Below are 16,025 nucleotides of genomic sequence, written 5' to 3'. Positions count from 1 at the left end.
GGCGCATCCGGAGAATGAAGTGCAAGCAACGCAAAATGTGGCCGACGGCTTGGCGGCACCGCAGCGCTATTGGGTTATGGTCTGCATCTTGCTTGCGACGACCTTGACGAACCTCGACGCGGCGATCGCAAATGTCGCGCTGCCCACGATCGCCCATGGCTTCGGGACCAGTGAGGGAGCCACTGTTTGGGTGGTCAACATCTACCAGCTGACGGTCGCCGTTTGTCTGCTGCCGGCAGCCGCGATGGGTGAGATCTTCGGATTGAAGCGCGTCTACGTCTTCGGCCTTGTCATGTTCACTGTGGCCTCCTTGGGCTGCGCATTGTCGCCGAACATCGACACCTTGATCGCCGCGCGTCTCTTCCAGGGGATCGGCGGAGCGTGTCTCGCGGCTCTCTCTCCGGCAATGATCCGGTCTATCTATCCACGTCGACTCATTGCCGACGGGTTTGCGCTGCTTGCTCTTATGGTTGCCGTATCAGCGGCTTTAGGCCCGACGGTTGCAGCCCTGATCCTGTCCATCGCGTCGTGGCCTTGGCTGTTTCTGGTCAACGTGCCCTTCTGCCTCATCACCGTGCCCCTCTTCCAGGCGATTGCGCCGGCCACTCGGGGACAGAAGAAGCCGTTCGACTATTCCGGCGCTGTGCTGAACGCCCTGGCTTTCGGGCTGATCGTGGTCGGCGTGGGGAGCCTGAGCGGCGAACACACGGTAGCGAGTCTCCTTCAGATTTGCGCCGGCCTCGTCTGTTTTGCTGTGTTCATCCTTCAACAGCGGCAACGCGTTACGCCGATGCTGCCGCTTGATTTGCTGCGTATTCCGGTGTTCGCGCTGTCGGCGGCCACCTCGGTCTGCTCCTACATCGCACAGATCATGGCGTTCGTTTCCTTGCCCTTCCTTTTCCAGACGGTGCTCCATCGCTCGGCGGTAGCGACGGGACTGCTGATAACACCCTGGCCAGTGCTGGTTGCATTTACCGCCCCCGTCGCCGGACGTCTTTCGACACGCTATCCGGCTTCCGTGCTTGGCAGCATCGGCCTGACGCTCCTTGCTGCAGGGCTTCTGCTCCTGGCCGCCCTGCCGTCCCTCCCCAGCGATCTCGACATTGCCTGGCGTATGGCGCTCTGCGGCGTCGGTTTCGGCCTCTTCCAGACGCCGAACAATACCGCCTTGATGACGGCCGGCCCCGTGACACGCAATGCGGCCGCCAGTGCCATGGTTGCTGTCGCTCGAACGGTCGGATGGTCCTTGGGATCAGCGCTCGTCGCTCTGATCTTCGCGTCAAGGGGGGCCGACGCGGCGTTGGAATGCATCGGTATCGGTGCTGGGTTTGCTGCTTTAGGCGTTGTCATCAGCGGCGTACGATTGTTCGCTACCCGTCCCGCCTGACCCATTCTTCTGGCAGCACATGTCCCTTGTTCTGCAAGACGGGACGCACAGAGAAAATCTCGGCGGGATTACTCCAAGCCTCGACTTATAGATGCTACGGGCGGGATGCCGTCGACTACTCGCCGGTCCTCAATTTGCTTCCGGCATATTTCAAACAAAAGGCCCGCCGAGGCGGGGCCGAGGCGGGCCTTCATTCAATCCTCGATCAGGTCGATCTCAGGGCTTCCACTTCTGCACGGCACCTGGAAGCCTGCTCCATTCGGCATACCAGGTGTTGAAGAGCTTGAACTGGGCTTCGACATAGCCACGCTGGCTCTCGGTCAGCGCGTCGGTCTCGTTGAAATGGAGCGTGTATTCCTTGTCGCCCTTCAGCACCATCATATGCTTGAAGTAGAGGACGAGATCCGGACCTGCGTCGAATGACGAAAGGACAGCCAGCGCCTGTTCCAATTCCTGAGCGCGTTGACGTGCATCGACATCGCCGGCGGCAGCAGCCTGCGAAAGGCTGCAAAGATGGATCACTTCCTTCGGCAGCACGTTGCCGATGCCGGTGATGGCGCCCGTCGCGCCACAATTGACGAAGCCGTGGAAAACGGCCGTATCGACACCGATCATCAGCGAAACGCCGTCATCGCGGCTGGTGATGTTCTCGGCGGCATAGCGCAAGTCGTCCGGGCCGCCGAATTCCTTGAAGCCTACGAGGTTGGAGTGTTCGGCGCGCAGGGCGAAGAACAGATCGGCCCGCGTGGCAAAGCCGTAATACGGGCTGTTGTAGATGACCGCAGGAAGATCGGGGGCAGCCGACAGGATCGCCTTGAAGTGCGCTTTCTGGGCCGCAATCACCGAGCCACGCGACAGGACGCGCGGAATCACCATCAAACCCTGGGCGCCGACTTTCTGCGCATGTGCCGCATGAGCAACGGCCGAAGCGGTGTTGACGGCGCCGGTGCCGACGATGACCGGAATACCCGCCTTGACCAGGCGCTCCACCCCTTCCATGCGTTGCTGGTCGCTGAGCAGCGGCCAATCCCCCATGGAGCCGCAGTAGACGACGGCAGACATGCCCTGCGTGATGAGTTCCTTGCCCTTGCGCACGAGCCCGTCGAAGTCCGGGCTGCGGTCTTCCTTGCAAGGGGTCATGAGCGCCGGAATGACTCCGGAAAAAATCTTGGCTTTCATTCAAACTCCTATTGGCCTGCCAGCCTGACGATCGTTCACACAGAAAACGGTGCCTCGGATAGGTCATAGCGCCTTGTATTCTATTTGTCGACAAGAAATTCGATGTAAGGCGGATGAGGCGGGCGGATACCTTGACTTCACCTGAGCGTCTGCTTGACTAAGGTGCCCTGGTCGTCGACAAGCTGCCCCGATCCGGTGTTCGTCTCCCATAAAAGAAGAATAGGCTATGGCGCATATCGAACCAGAAGAAAGCGACTTCCGCCGCGCGCGCGGCACCGGCACCCAAAGCGTTTATGCGGCGTTGCGTGGGGAGATCCTAGCCATGACGCTGCCGCCCGGCTGCCCGCTCGACGAAGTCCGGCTTTCGGAGCGTTTCGGCATGTCGCGCACGCCGGTCCGCGAGGCACTCCTGCGGCTCTCCGGCGAAGGCCTGGTCACGACGCTCCCCAACCGCAATTCGATCGTGGCGCCGATAGATTTCGCCGCACTGCCGACCTATTTCGATGCGCTGACGCTGATGTACCGCGTGACCACTCGTGGCGCCGCGCAGCGCGCAACGCCTGCGGCCATGTCCAACATTCGCAAACGGCAGGAGGAATTCGCCGCCGCCGTGGCCGCCCGCGATGCCTTCGCGATGATCGAGGCGAACCGGGAGTTCCACGTGGCGATTGCGGAGCTCGCCGGCAACGCCTATTACACTACCTTCTTTAGCCGGCTTCTTGACGAAGGGCGGCGCATCCTGCGCCTCTATTACCGCACCTTCGACGATCGCCTGCCCCGCCAATATGTCGACGAACACGAAGAGATCATCGGGGCGATCGAGGGACGTGATGTCGAGCTTGCCGACAAGCTTGCCACCAAGCACGCAGAACAGATCGTCAAGCAGGTCCAGGATTATCTCGCCCGCGATCTCTCCGACCCGATCGACCTTTCGGCCCATTGAGGCCATCCCATTTCCTGGAAAAGGAAAGAAACGACTATGCCGCCAAGGACCGACCGGCTTCGGAAGCAATGTCGAAGTGTGACCTGTCGACAATCTGGCGACATGCTCGTATAGAGCGACTCGCCCTCAGGCTCCGCGAAAAGGAAACGTCGACATGTCCTGGTCCCATCCCGTTGCGAAGATCACCGATGATGAGCGGCGCCAGCGCCTTGCGCGCCTTCAGGCCGCGCTCGAAGACAAGGCTCTGGATGGCTGCCTGCTCGGCTCGACGGAGAGCCTTCGCTATTTCACCGGTCTCGACTGGCATCCGAGCGAACGGCTGCTTGGCGCGTTGGTGACGCCGAAGGACATCTGTTACATCGCACCGGGCTTCGAAGAGAGCAGGGTCGAAAGCCTGCCGCATCTACCGGGCGAAATCGTCGTTTGGCAGGAGGAACAGTCAAGCGCGGCGCTGATCGCCTCGATGCTTCCGGCAAATGCCAGACTGGCGCTCGACGATGCCCTACCGCTGTTCGTCTATCACCAGCTTGCAGGCGTCTTCGGCGCCGACCAGCTCGTCGATGGCGGCCGGCTGATCCGCGACCTGCGTCTCAGGAAATCCCAGACCGAAATCGCCCTCATCGACTATGCCATGAGCCTAACACTGGAAGTGCATCGGCGCGCGCATGCCTTCATCAAGCCGGGTGTCAGGGCTTCGGAAGTTGTGCGTCATATCGATGAACAGCACCGGGCACTGGGCGCAGAGGGCGGATCAAGCTTCTGCATTGTTTCCTTCGGGCTGGCGACTTCGCTTCCTCATGGCGCCGATGGCGACCAGATCTATGCACCGGGCGATGTGGTCCTCGTCGATACCGGCTGCCGGCTCGACGGCTATCATTCGGACCTCACCCGCACCTATGTGCTGGAGGAGCCGACGAAGGAATTCGCTGACGCCTGGGCAATCGAGCGCGAGGCCCAGCAGGCCGTGTTCGAGGCGGCCCGCCTCGGCGCTGCCTGCGGCAGTCTGGACGACGCCGCACGCCGGGTATTGGCCAAACATGGCCTCGGTCCAGATTACGCCCTGCCCGGCCTACCACACCGCGCCGGCCATGGCCTCGGGATGGAAATCCACGAAGAGCCCTATATCGTTCGCGGCAACGCCACCATGCTGGAGCCCGGCATGTGCTTCTCCAACGAGCCGATGATTGTCTTCCCCGGTCGCTTCGGCATCCGGCTCGAAGATCACATCCACATGACCGAAACCGGACCTGAGTGGTTCACCAAGCCGGCGAAGGGCCCGACCGAACCCTTTGCGTGATGCGCCTCCGGTCTAAGGCGCGGCCTGGCATCGTCATTTCTCGATCTGCGAAACGTGATTGAGCGCAATCACCCATCTGCCATCGCGCTTGCGCATTAGGCGGGTATTAACGCCCGTCTGGTTGCCGGCGGAACGCACGAGATTGTAGTCGCTGATGAGTTGCGCGGCGTCGGCCGCGAGCATCTCGATGCGGATATTCGAGAAGGCGAGTTGCCCCTGCGACCCCGGAGAACCGCCATAATCGGCGACGTAGTGATCCAGCGTCGCCTGCCAGTCTTTCTGGATGCGGCCGCGCGAAACGAAGACGACATCCGGATTGGCGAACCCTGCCATGTAACCCCCGAAATCCCCCCGGTTCCAGGCCGCCTCCATGTCGGCGATGACGGTGCGGATAGCATTCTGATCTGCATTCACGGACATTTCGAACTCATGCCTCCTCGATAAGGTTTGTTTTGGCGACAGTGTTTTCTTCCTGCCGCTGACGCTTGATCAGAACTTCCTGCGCCGCAGAAACGAGATGCCGGCGCAATGCATTTTCCGCCGCCTTGGGATCCTGGTTGAGGATTGCATCGACGATCTGCTGATGCTCGCTGCAGGAGCGCTTGAGGCGTCCCTTGTCCTTGAGCTGGTACTTGCGGAAGGGCGCAAGCTTCAGCCGCAATGTCTGGGCCGCAGCGATCAGGTCACTGTTATGGCTGCCCTGGAAGAGGAGATTGTGAAAACGAGTGTTGAGCTCGTTATAGGCGGCGTGATCGCCTTCATCGGCGAGCACATTCATCTCGTGATGCATGCTCTCCAGCTCTGCCCGCTCGCTCATCGTCATCCGGTGGGATGCCAGACGACCGCAGGTGGCTTCGAGTTCGGCCATGGCTTCGAACATTTCGTCGATGCGCTGCGCCGAAATCTGCGTGACAACGACCCCCTTGTAGGGCTCCCGTTCGGCAAGCCCGCGCCCGCAGAGAATGTGCAGCGCTTCGCGCACCGGTGTGCGTGATACGCCGAACTGCGCGGCAATCGAGGTCTCGTCGAGACGCGCGCCCGCCGGGATCGCACCGTTGATCACAGCTTCTTCGAGCTGTTCGGCAATGAAATCACTGCGACTTTTCTTAGCGGGAGCCGCTTCATCCAGCATCTTCTCGTCCTTTGCCCCATGGCGCTTTTCCTCCCGCCTGCCCCTTTGATTATGCAAGCGCGCGCAATTTACACAATCCGCTTGCCAAGCGCGTTACGAATATACAATATGTCTACAGAAACCGCGTGACAATGGCGTTTAGCACCTCGACGAGGGCAAAGCACGTATATAATCTGACCTAGATAGCCGAACATTGTCGACAAACTCCAAAAGCGAGATGTCATTCAGGTCGGCGGGCGGCCGATAGGGAGCAGGAATTGAAATGACCTTTACGACGCGTCCGGAACTCAGGGGCACATTCGGCGCTGTCTCCTCCACGCATTGGCTGGCATCTACCGTCGGCATGTCGATTCTCGAAAAGGGCCACACCGCCTTCGACGCAGCGGTCGCGGCCGGCTTCGTGCTGCAGGTCGTCGAACCGCATCTGAATGGCCCCGGCGGCGAAGTGCCGATCATCGTGACGCCGGCCGGTGCCGAAAAGCCGACCGTGATCTCCGGCCAAGGCCCCTCCGCCGCCAACGCGACGGTCAAGTATTTCAAGGATCTCGGCCTCGATATCATTCCCGGAACCGGTCTGCTCGCGGCCTGCATTCCCGGCGCTTTCGGCGCATGGCTGACGCTCTTGCGGGATTACGGCACGGCCGAACTCGAAGACGTGCTGGCGCCTGCAATCTATTACGCCAAGACCGGCCATCCGCTGGTGCCGCGCATCGCCAATACGATTGCGTCGATGCGCGAGCTGTTCGAAACTCACTGGCCGAGCTCGGCCGAGGTCTACCTGCCGGGCGGCGTGGCTCCTCAGTCGGGAAAACTCTTCCGCAACCCGAAGATCGCCGCGCTCTACCAGCAGATCCTCGATCAAGCAAAGTCCGGCAAGAACCGCGAAGCCCGCATCGATGCGGCACTAGATTTCTGGTATCGCGGACCGGTAGCCGAACGCATCGAGGAATATTGCGCGACCGAAGAGGCATGGGACGTCTCGGGCCGCCACCACAAAGGCCTGATTACCGCCCAGGACATGGCGGATTACAAGCCGCTGGTCGAGGAGCCGGTTTCGGTCACTTACGGCAACTACGAGGTCTTCAAATGCGGACCCTGGTCGCAGGGTCCCGTGCTTCTGCAGATGCTGCAGATCCTGAAGGGAACCGATATCGCCGATCTCGACCCGATGAGCGCCGATTTCGTGCATCTCGTCGTCGAGACCGCCAAGCTTGCCATGGCCGATCGTGATTCCTGGTATGGCGACAGCTCGGACGTACCGCTCAAGACACTGCTTTCCTCAAGCTATGCCGACGCCCGACGCGCGCTGATCGGCAGCACAGCCTCGATGGAGGTGCGCCCCGGCTCACCGGACGGCCGCAATCCCAATCTGCCGCCGCTGCGTGCGGTCGGCACCATTCCGCAGCCCGGCCTCGGCGGCGGCGAGCCTACCGTGGCGCGCGAGCCCGTACTACCGAACGACAAAGAAGGCGAACCGGCCCTCACCCGTGAGGGCGCACAGCGTGGCGATACGGTGCAGGTCAGCGCTGTCGACCGCTGGGGTAACATGGTCTCGGCAACACCTTCCGGCGGCTGGTTCCAGTCGAGCCCGGTCATTCCGAGCCTTGGCTTCAGCCTGACAACCCGCGGGCAGATGTTCTGGCTCGAAGAAGGCCTGAATTCCACGCTGATGCCGTCCAAGCGGCCGCGTACGACGCTGACGCCGTCGACGGTCTTCCGCGATGGCCAGCCTTACATGGCCTTCGGCACGCCGGGCGGCGACCAGCAGGAACAGTGGCAGCTGATCATGCTGCTGCGCCACATCCACAACAACATGAATCTGCAGGAGGCGATCGACGCGCCCTCCTTCCACACCGACCATCTGCCGAGCTCCTTCTGGCCACGCGAGATCAGTCTCGGCGCGATCACGCTGGAATCCCGTTTCCCGGAAGCGATGCGGGAGGAACTGGCAGCACGCGGACACAAAATCACCGTTGGCGATGCCTGGTCGGAAGGCAGGCTTTCCGCCGTCGCGAGAGAGATGGACGGCGAGACGCAGCTGGTAAAGGCCGGCGCCAATCCGCGCGGCGTGCAGGGATACGCCGTCGCCCGCTGACTCAGAAATAACCAATCAAAACTAAAGAGAGGGAAGATTGATGAAACCATTGTATCTCGCACTTGCAGCCGGCCTGGCCCTGAGCGGCCTTGCGGTCACCGCTGCTCCGGCCGCGGCCCAGTCGGTTCTGAAGATTGGCCTGCAGGACGATCCAGACACGCTCGATCCCGCCTCCAACTGGAGTTTCGTCGGCCGCCACGTGCTGCAGTCGCTTTGCGACAAGGTCGTCGACATCGACGACAAGGGCCAGATCGTGCCGATGCTTGCGACGAGCTGGGAATGGAACGCAGACAGCACCGCGCTGACGCTCAAACTGCGCAAGGACGCCCTCTTCCACGACGGTACCAAGGTGGATGCGGCTGCGATCAAGTACAATCTCGAACGCGACCTGAACCTCAAGATCTCCCGCCGCAAGGCCGAAATCAGTGCGATCAGCAACGTCGAGGTGGTCGACGACTACACGGTCAAGATCAACCTCAAGGAACCCTCCGTTCCGCTGCTTGCCGCGCTCAGCGACCGCGCCGGCATGATCATCAGCCCGAAGGCCGGCGAGGCGCTCGGCGAGAAGTTCACAGATGCCCCGGTTTGCTCCGGCCCGTACAAGTTCGTGGAACGCGTGACGCAGGACCACATCACTCTTGAGAAATTCCCGCAATATTACAACGCCGACCAGTTCCACTTCGATCAGCTCATCTATCGCGGCATGCCGGACTCCAACGTCCGCCTGCTGAACCTGCGCTCCGGCCAGCTCGACCTGATCGAGCGCCTTGCCGCGACCGACGTGGAAGCGGTCAAGGCCGATAGCGCGCTTGCCGTCGACCCAGTGGTCGGGCTCGGCTATTACGGCATCACCTTCGATATCACCGGTGAAGGCGCAAACCTCGATGCCGGCAAAAAGGCCGCTATCCGTGAAGCTTTCAGCCTCGCGATCGACCGTGACGCGATCAACAGCGTCGTCTTCGACGGTCAGGCAAGCACCGGCAACCAGCCCTTCCCGCCGTCGAGCCCCTTCTATGACAAGAGCTTCCCGGTTCCGGCACGTGACCTCGACGCCGCCAAAAAGAAGATGGAAGAAGCCGGAGTGAAGTCCGTCAACCTCGAACTTCTCGTTCCCACCGATGCGGAGCGCCAGCAGGTAGCCCAGCTCATTCAGGCGATGGTTCAAGAGATCGGCATCAACGTCTCGATCAAGCCGACCGAACTGATGACCCTCCTCGACGTCGCCCGTCAGGGCAAGTTCGAGTCCCACCTCGTGGGCTGGAGCGGTCGCGTCGATCCCGACCTCAACATCACTCCGATGCTGGCCTGTGGCGCTGCCGGCAACGATGCGCATTATTGCAACAAGGATCTCGATGCGATCCTGACCAAGGCCCGCGCGCTCACCGACACCGGGGCCCGCAACGCCGAATACGGCAAGGCTATCGCAATCCTGCTCAAGGATCTGCCGATCGTCTATTTGTACCACTCGCAGTGGATCTTCGCGCACAATTCCAACCTCACCGGCTTCGAGCCCGCTCCGGACGGCATCATCCGTCTCGCCGGCGTCAGCCGTAAGAACTAAGTCGGCAACCAAGCTTCGATGAGCACGCCTCACCATATGGTTCACGACCAGTCAGCCCGATCCAATCGGGCTGACGATCCCGTCCCGTCCGTGCTTGATGTCTCGGACCTGCGCGTCGTCTTCGAGGGCGACACACGGACTGTCACCGCGGTCGACGGAGTGAGTTTTTCTGTCAAGAAGGGCCGCACGCTTGCGATCGTCGGAGAATCCGGCAGCGGCAAGAGCGTCACCTCGCTTGCCGTGATGCGGCTCTTGCCCGAGCACACGGCACGCATTTCCGGCAGCGTCAATTTCGACGGCCGTCAGCTGCTCAATGAAACAAAGAGCGCCATGCGCAGTTTGCGCGGCAACCGGCTGGCGATGATCTTCCAGGAGCCGATGACCTCGCTCAACCCTTCCTACACGGTCGGCGAGCAGATCAACGAAGTCATCCTGCGGCATCGGCGGATGTCCAAAAAAGAGGCGACGGAACGGGCGATCGCCATGCTCCGGCTGGTGCGCATCCCTTCCCCCGAAACCCGTTACTACCAGTATCCGCACAATCTTTCCGGCGGGATGCGTCAGCGCGTGATGATCGCCATGGCGCTCGCCTGCGATCCGGAGCTCTTGATCGCCGACGAGCCGACCACGGCACTGGATGTGACAATCCAGGCGCAGGTGCTCGAGCTGATGCGTGAGCTGCAGCAAAAGACCGGAGCGGCCATTATCCTCATCACCCACGATCTCGGCGTCGTTGCCGAATCCTGCGACGATGTCATCGTCATGTATGCGGGCCAAGTCGTCGAGCAATGCTCGGTCGAGGAACTTTTCACCTTCCCTCAGCATCCCTATACCGTCGGCCTGCTCGGTTCGCTGCCGCGCCTCGACGAGAAGCGGGAGCGGCTTGTGGCGATTACCGGCACCGTCCCCGACATGGCCAATCCGCCGAGCGGGTGCCGCTTTCAGGCACGCTGCCCCTTCCGCGTCGAGCAATGCGCCAATATGCCCGAGCTCAGGGAAGTGTCGCAGGGTCATTTCAGCCGCTGCTGGCGGGCGCCGATGGAGGACATCGTTCTGTGAACCAAGCCCTTTCCTCTTCCTTTACGGCAAAGCCGATTATCGAAGTCCGCGGGCTCGGCAAGAACTTCATCGTCAAGCGAAGCATCCTTGGCCGCCCGCTGGCGCAGGTCGGCGCCGTCGATGACGTCACGTTTTCCCTCATGCCGGGCGAAACGCTCGCGATCGTCGGAGAATCCGGCTGCGGCAAGTCGACTCTCGGGCGGCTGTTGATGCGGCTGATCACGCCGACTGCGGGCGAAGTCTTTATCGACGGACAGGATGTCACGAACATCAGCCACAGGGCGATGCGTCAGCAGCGGCGGCATGTTCAACTCATCTTCCAGGACCCTTACGCATCGCTCAATCCGCGCATGACGATCGCCCAGACGATCGCCGAACCGCTGATGCTGCACAACATCGTGCCGGCCGGGCAGCGCTCCAAGCGGGTCGCGGAACTGCTGGAAATGGTCGGCCTGCGCCCCGACCAGGCAAGCCGCTATCCCCACGAGTTCTCCGGTGGCCAGCGCCAGCGCGTGGTGATTGCGCGCGCGCTCGCCTCCGAGCCGAAGGCGATCATCTGCGACGAAGCGGTTTCGGCCTTGGACGTGTCGATCCAGGCTCAGATTCTCAACCTCCTGAAGGACCTGCAGAACCGGCTCGGTCTCGCCTTCGTTTTCATCTCGCACGATCTCGGCGTCGTAAAGCATATCGCCGATCGCGTCGCGGTCATGTATCTCGGCAAGGTGGTCGAGATCGGCACGTCCGACGAGATATTCGACGCGCCACGTCATCCCTACACCCGCGCCCTGCTTTCGGCGATTCCGGTAGCCGCACCTCCCAGCCATCAGCGGCCGCGCGCCGCGCGGTTGCACGGCGATCTGCCGAGCCCGCTATCCCCGCCGCCGGGCTGCCGGCTGCACACGCGCTGTCCGTATGCCCGGCCGGAGTGCGAGACGGTCAGCATGAGGCTCGAAACCGAAGAGAACGGTCACGCCAACGCCTGCGCCTTCTGGCGTGATCTGCCCGCACCGGACGAGGCCGAGAGCGTGCGCGAGCCTCGCAATCCCAAGCTTGAAAAGCTGTTCGCAGCCTTCGAGGCCATGGCCGCGCGGTCGGCCCAGACAGTCACAGGAAGCTAAGCCATGTCCTCGCTTCTCGCGCGCCGCCTCCTGCAGCTCATTCCGACAGTCGTCCTTCTGTCGCTCATCATCTTTTCGCTCCAGCACCTGCTGCCCGGCGATCCGGCATTGGTGCTCGCTGGCGACAATCCGGACGAGGCGACGCTCGCGGCAATCCGGGCGCAATATCACCTCGATCAGCCAATCTTCGTCCAGTATCTCTATTGGGTGAAGGGCGTATTGACCGGCGACCTTGGTGAATCCATGCGCCACAACCGCCCCGTCCTCGACCTGATCCTGTTGAAGCTGCCGGTCACGCTGCAGCTCGCGATCATGGGTATCGTCGTCGCCCTGATCCTCGGCATCACCGGCGGCGTCATTTCGGCGCTGAAGCAGAACACAGCCGTGGACTACGCGACGAACGTCGTGTCGCTCGCCGGCATTTCGGTGCCGAACTTCTGGCTCGGCATCATGCTGATCCTGTTCTTTTCGGTCCATCTCGGTTGGCTGCCGGCGTCCGGCTTCGTCAGTCCTTGGGAGGACTGGCGGATGAGCCTTTCGACGACGGTCATGCCTGCCTTCGTGCTCGGCATGGCGATCGCCGGCGTCATCATGCGCCATACCCGGGGAGCGATGCTGCAGGCGCTCGAGAGCGACTACGTACGAACGGCGCGCGCCAAGGGCTTGAGCGAGTGGGTCGTAGTGTTCAAGCATGCAATGCGCAACGCGCTGACGCCGATTATCACGCTCGGCGCGCTCGAATTCGGCGCATTGCTGTCGGGTGCTGTGTTGACGGAGCAGATCTTTACGATTCCCGGCTTCGGCAAGCTGATCGTCGATGCGGTCTTTACCCGCGATTATCCCGTCGTGCAGGGTGTCGTTCTCGTGACCTCGCTATTCTACATCATCCTCAACCTGCTGGCTGATATCGGATATATCCTCGTCAACCCCCGATTGAGAGGCTGACCGTGCTGACGATCTCGGAAACCCAAACCTCGACCAATTTCTTGACGGGCTTCTATCGAAGCCGCCTGTGGCGGCGGCTGTCGAAACGCAAAAGCGCACTCGTCGGCCTCGTCGTCGTGTTGTTCATGGTGTTCGTCGCGGTCTTCGCGCCGGTTCTCGCCCCCTATGATCCGGCCGCCCAAAGCTGGACCGCGGTGCGCAAGGCACCGTCCGCCCTCCATTGGATGGGAACCGACGAAGCCGGCCGCGACATCCTTTCGCGTATCGTCTGGGGTGCTCGCGCTTCGCTGATGGCGGGTCTGACATCGGTCGGCATCGCCATGGCGATCGGCGTGCCGCTCGGCCTTGCCGCAGGCTTCCTTGGCGGCATCGTCGACGGCCTGATCAGCCGCTTCACGGACGCCATGCTCGCCTGCCCCTTCCTGATCCTGGCGATCGCCTTTGCGGCCTTCCTGGGGCCGAGCCTGACCAATGCGATGCTCGCGATCGGCATCACCGCCATGCCGCTGTTCATCCGGCTGACGCGCGGCCAGGTGCTTTCCATCAAGGCCGAGGAATACGTCGAGGCGGCAAGCGCGGTCGGCAATCCGCAATGGCGCATCGCAGTCCGGCATATCCTGCCGAACATCCTGCCGCAGCTCATGGTTCAGGCAACGCTGACGATCGCGTCGGCGATCATAGCGGAAGCCAGCATGTCCTTCCTCGGACTCGGCCTGCAGCCACCGGCACCTTCCTGGGGCTCGATGCTCAATTCCGCCCAGCGCTTCCTGGGCAACGCGCCCTGGATGGCGCTCTGGCCCGGCATGGCGATTTTCATGACGGTACTGTCGTTCAACCTGCTCGGCGACGGCCTGCGCGACGCGCTCGATCCCCGTTCGCGATAGGCAACGTGGTTTCTGCCCTCAGGACGGGAGTCTGCTGAGCACGCATGGCTTCCTCGGCAGCTTGGGAATCCCTGGCTACCGCCGACCGGGCCCTCGTTCTGAAGGAATTCGAACTAATAGCCCGCATTTAGAGCCAACGCCGACTGGCTTTTGCGCTTGGGGGAAGCCATTCCAGTTTCTCACCCACAACATAAATTCTTTACCTTGGGAAAGGTGAACTGGGATAAAACAGGACGGACGCGCCTCCGGGCATTCAGGCCGACTGCGTTGAAAACACGCTGACCACTTCGCACTCGATCCTGTTGGTATTGCAGAAACGGTGTGACAGGCTCCCCTGGAGCGAGTAGGCATCGCCGGGACCGAGAACGCTGCGGACGCCGTCGATTGTCACCTGAAGATGGCCGCGGACGATCACCCCGCCCTGGAGGCTCTCGCTGGTGCTAACGCGGTTTCCAGTGTCGGCGCCGGGCTGATAGAAAGTATGCATGATTTGCGCCGCCCCCTCGCCCGGTAGTTCGAGCCGACGCGTGGTCACGGACCCGGATGAAACCTCCGCCAGCTCGGCCGCACGATAGATCGATTTCCGCGCAATGGCGGCAGTGCCATCAAAGAAGTCTGACAAAGAGACGGGTAGCGCAGCAAGGATGCGCTTCAGCATAGCCACGGATGGGCTCGTACGGTTCTGTTCGATCAATGAAATTGTGGTATTCGATATATCCGCCCTCAAGGCAAGTTGACGTTGGGATAGATGCGCTGCTATGCGGGCCTGCTTCAAGCGAAGCCCGAGATCGAACTCCCACTGGCTAGCGCCGCCCGCCAACACGTCAAAGTTGGCATGCGTTTCTACCATGGCGCTCTTTGCAATCGTCTCCACGAAGTTCCATCCAAAGCGATTAATTGCTGACTTAATCAGTATCAGCATTATCGCATGAGATTTGACGAGCCTGCAATGCGATTTTTAGGTCAAATTTGACAAAGGGCGCTTCGGGCTCCGGTTTTGTCAAACTTACTGGGATGGAATGTAAAATCTGCCCAGTATTTAGGCGCTTCGGCGTTAAGGTGGATATTATATTCGCTTCCCATGATGTAACGGGCTCGTGGGTGTTAGCTTCCGCTCCATAGCTCAATTACGCCGCCGATCCCCATGCCAGGCTTAACGACACCAGTTCTCACACGGAGAAACTTGGGATTTTCTGCTGGTGCGCCGATTGGACTGATGTAGAGTTCCTCATCCCTCCTGCTTGGGAGTGGCGGGGGCGGTTCAACACGATGAAGTGCATATTGCCCGCTTGGATATCGAGGAGTGTATCCTGACAAAGTTCCCTGATCTGCGTTCGCTTTCCCAATATATGATCGTGTGCAATGCCCCCAACATGAAGGCAGCGGCAGTTCGTCTCGGGGTCTCCCCAGCGGCGATTTCGCAGTCGATCGCCCGGCTGGAGCGCGATTTCGGTGTTGCCCTACTCGAGCGCAGCTCGCATGGCATCCGACTGACTCCGGCAGGAGCCGCGTTGCGCCGTCATGCGTCGATCCTGCTCGAAGTCGGGGAGGAGATGCTCGAGACGCTGGACGGGTACCGGAACCTTGCTTTGCCGAGGCTGCGCATCTGCGTTCGGGAAACGGTCGCGAAGGTGCTGCTGCCAACACTTATCACCTCCTTCAGCGATATGGTCGGCGATCTCTCGGTCCAGTCGACACCGCGCTCGGACTATATCGAGGAGTTCTTGCGTGGAGTCTGGGATATCCTGATCTCCACCGACGATCTCTCCCATATTCCCAACATCGAGAGCCAGCCGCTCTTCCGCGAGCGCCTGATCGCCATCGTTCCAGCTGAGGTCTACCGGTCCACCACCAGCATCGCCGAGATCGCCCAGCGGCTGACCTTCCTCAGTAACGGCGTGCCGGCGCAGTTGCTGGCACTGACCAAGCGCTATTTCGACGAAAACGACATCGTCATCAGCCGCAGCACTGACTGTCTTTCGACCGGCGCGACACTCGATCTCGTGGCACAGGGCTTCGGATGGGCCGTCATCACGCCGCTCAGCCTCGCGCGGCTCTATTTTGACATGGAGAAAATCGCCTGGGTGATGCTACCGGCGCAATATAGTCGGGAACTCTATCTTTCCAACGAGAAAAACAGGCTGATGGACGTGCCGAACGATCTCGCCCGCGAATGCCGCCGGGCTTTCGTTACCGAGATAGCGACATGGCACCGCCGCCTGCCGCCAGAGGCATTCGACGCCGTCGAGGTGCTCGGCGTCAACTGAAAGCTCCATGATTTTTCGTTTCAGGCGACCGGCTGATAGAGCTCGGGCACCGCGCCTGACTTCAACATGAAATCGGCGATCTCGGCGCGGGTCGGGCGCCATACCTCTTCGCGTTCCGCCATCAGGCGCAGCATCTTTTCGAATGCATAGGCCATGTA

14 protein-coding genes are annotated in these 16,025 nt (G+C 61.3%); 10 read left to right on the top strand and 4 right to left on the bottom strand.

Going from position 1 to position 16,025, the window contains the following annotated elements; translation table 11 throughout:
- Window positions 1–19: 19 nt before the first annotated feature.
- Window positions 20–1,387: an MFS transporter gene (locus ACPYOJ_RS21540; protein ID WP_481418054.1), complete on the top strand. Its 1,368-nt coding sequence runs from the start codon at window positions 20–22 to the stop codon at window positions 1,385–1,387.
- Window positions 1,388–1,603: 216 nt separating this feature from the next.
- On the opposite strand, the gene ACPYOJ_RS21535 is transcribed toward ACPYOJ_RS21540, so the two are convergent.
- Complete coding sequence (locus tag ACPYOJ_RS21535) at window positions 1,604–2,566, bottom strand: dihydrodipicolinate synthase family protein (protein WP_481418053.1); 963 nt, start codon at window positions 2,564–2,566, stop codon at window positions 1,604–1,606.
- 226 nt (window positions 2,567–2,792) lie between these two features.
- Between ACPYOJ_RS21535 and ACPYOJ_RS21530 the strand changes: the two genes are divergently transcribed.
- Together ACPYOJ_RS21530 and ACPYOJ_RS21525 are read left to right on the top strand one after the other, a co-directional pair.
- Window positions 2,793–3,509, top strand: coding sequence for a GntR family transcriptional regulator (locus ACPYOJ_RS21530; RefSeq protein WP_481418052.1), 717 nt, complete (start codon window positions 2,793–2,795; stop codon window positions 3,507–3,509).
- Between the two features lie 154 nt (window positions 3,510–3,663).
- Window positions 3,664–4,806, top strand: a complete 1,143-nt coding sequence (locus ACPYOJ_RS21525) for a M24 family metallopeptidase (RefSeq protein ID WP_481418051.1) — start codon at window positions 3,664–3,666, stop codon at window positions 4,804–4,806.
- A gap of 33 nt (window positions 4,807–4,839) precedes the next feature.
- Here ACPYOJ_RS21525 and ACPYOJ_RS21520 read toward each other — a convergent pair whose 3' ends face one another.
- Together ACPYOJ_RS21520 and ACPYOJ_RS21515 are read right to left on the bottom strand one after the other, a co-directional pair.
- Window positions 4,840–5,226 (bottom strand): YybH family protein, encoded by a 387-nt coding sequence (locus ACPYOJ_RS21520; protein ID WP_481418050.1) that lies wholly within the window; start codon window positions 5,224–5,226, stop codon window positions 4,840–4,842.
- A gap of 7 nt (window positions 5,227–5,233) precedes the next feature.
- Window positions 5,234–5,938: a GntR family transcriptional regulator gene (locus ACPYOJ_RS21515; RefSeq protein ID WP_481418049.1), complete on the bottom strand. Its 705-nt coding sequence runs from the start codon at window positions 5,936–5,938 to the stop codon at window positions 5,234–5,236.
- A 262-nt stretch (window positions 5,939–6,200) separates the two neighbouring features.
- Between ACPYOJ_RS21515 and ACPYOJ_RS21510 the strand changes: the two genes are divergently transcribed.
- From ACPYOJ_RS21510 to ACPYOJ_RS21485, 6 genes are read left to right on the top strand one after another with little or no spacing between them, the layout of a single operon-like run.
- A complete protein-coding gene (locus tag ACPYOJ_RS21510) occupies window positions 6,201–8,033 on the top strand; it encodes a gamma-glutamyltransferase family protein (protein WP_481418048.1) in 1,833 nt (610 codons plus the stop codon).
- Between the two features lie 40 nt (window positions 8,034–8,073).
- On the top strand, window positions 8,074–9,594 hold the full coding sequence (locus ACPYOJ_RS21505) for an ABC transporter substrate-binding protein (RefSeq protein ID WP_481418047.1): 1,521 nt from the start codon (window positions 8,074–8,076) through the stop codon (window positions 9,592–9,594).
- 36 nt (window positions 9,595–9,630) lie between these two features.
- Window positions 9,631–10,653: an ABC transporter ATP-binding protein gene (locus ACPYOJ_RS21500; protein ID WP_481418084.1), complete on the top strand. Its 1,023-nt coding sequence runs from the start codon at window positions 9,631–9,633 to the stop codon at window positions 10,651–10,653.
- Window positions 10,650–11,771, top strand: coding sequence for an ABC transporter ATP-binding protein (locus tag ACPYOJ_RS21495; protein WP_481418046.1), 1,122 nt, complete (start codon window positions 10,650–10,652; stop codon window positions 11,769–11,771). Before ACPYOJ_RS21500 ends, ACPYOJ_RS21495 begins: the two co-directional genes overlap by 4 nt.
- A 3-nt stretch (window positions 11,772–11,774) precedes the next feature.
- Complete coding sequence (locus ACPYOJ_RS21490) at window positions 11,775–12,716, top strand: ABC transporter permease (protein WP_481418045.1); 942 nt, start codon at window positions 11,775–11,777, stop codon at window positions 12,714–12,716.
- 2 nt (window positions 12,717–12,718) lie between these two features.
- Entirely contained in the window at window positions 12,719–13,600 is an 882-nt protein-coding gene (locus tag ACPYOJ_RS21485; protein WP_481418044.1) for an ABC transporter permease, read from the top strand.
- A gap of 253 nt (window positions 13,601–13,853) precedes the next feature.
- On the opposite strand, the gene ACPYOJ_RS21480 is transcribed toward ACPYOJ_RS21485, so the two are convergent.
- Window positions 13,854–14,474: a helix-turn-helix domain-containing protein gene (locus ACPYOJ_RS21480; RefSeq protein WP_481418043.1), complete on the bottom strand. Its 621-nt coding sequence runs from the start codon at window positions 14,472–14,474 to the stop codon at window positions 13,854–13,856.
- Window positions 14,475–14,874: 400 nt separating this feature from the next.
- Between ACPYOJ_RS21480 and ACPYOJ_RS21475 the strand changes: the two genes are divergently transcribed.
- Window positions 14,875–15,867 (top strand): LysR family transcriptional regulator, encoded by a 993-nt coding sequence (locus ACPYOJ_RS21475; protein WP_481418042.1) that lies wholly within the window; start codon window positions 14,875–14,877, stop codon window positions 15,865–15,867.
- Window positions 15,868–16,025: the final 158 nt, after the last annotated feature.

Source organism: Rhizobium sp. SVR5-9E (assembly GCF_056755095.1).
This window is presented reverse-complemented; position numbering and strand designations above follow the sequence as displayed.

Bases quoted from the DNA above. Each gene is read 5' to 3' on its own strand.
- ACPYOJ_RS21535 (WP_481418053.1), bottom strand. From the start codon at position 2,566: ATGAAAGCCAAGATTTTTTCCGGAGTCATTCCGGCGCTCATGACCCCT.
- ACPYOJ_RS21530 (WP_481418052.1), top strand. From the start codon at position 2,793: ATGGCGCATATCGAACCAGAAGAAAGCGACTTCCGCCGCGCGCGCGGC.
- ACPYOJ_RS21525 (WP_481418051.1), top strand. From the start codon at position 3,664: ATGTCCTGGTCCCATCCCGTTGCGAAGATCACCGATGATGAGCGGCGC.
- ACPYOJ_RS21520 (WP_481418050.1), bottom strand. From the start codon at position 5,226: ATGTCCGTGAATGCAGATCAGAATGCTATCCGCACCGTCATCGCCGAC.
- ACPYOJ_RS21515 (WP_481418049.1), bottom strand. From the start codon at position 5,938: ATGCTGGATGAAGCGGCTCCCGCTAAGAAAAGTCGCAGTGATTTCATT.
- ACPYOJ_RS21510 (WP_481418048.1), top strand. From the start codon at position 6,201: ATGACCTTTACGACGCGTCCGGAACTCAGGGGCACATTCGGCGCTGTC.
- ACPYOJ_RS21505 (WP_481418047.1), top strand. From the start codon at position 8,074: ATGAAACCATTGTATCTCGCACTTGCAGCCGGCCTGGCCCTGAGCGGC.
- ACPYOJ_RS21500 (WP_481418084.1), top strand. From the start codon at position 9,631: ATGGTTCACGACCAGTCAGCCCGATCCAATCGGGCTGACGATCCCGTC.
- ACPYOJ_RS21490 (WP_481418045.1), top strand. From the start codon at position 11,775: ATGTCCTCGCTTCTCGCGCGCCGCCTCCTGCAGCTCATTCCGACAGTC.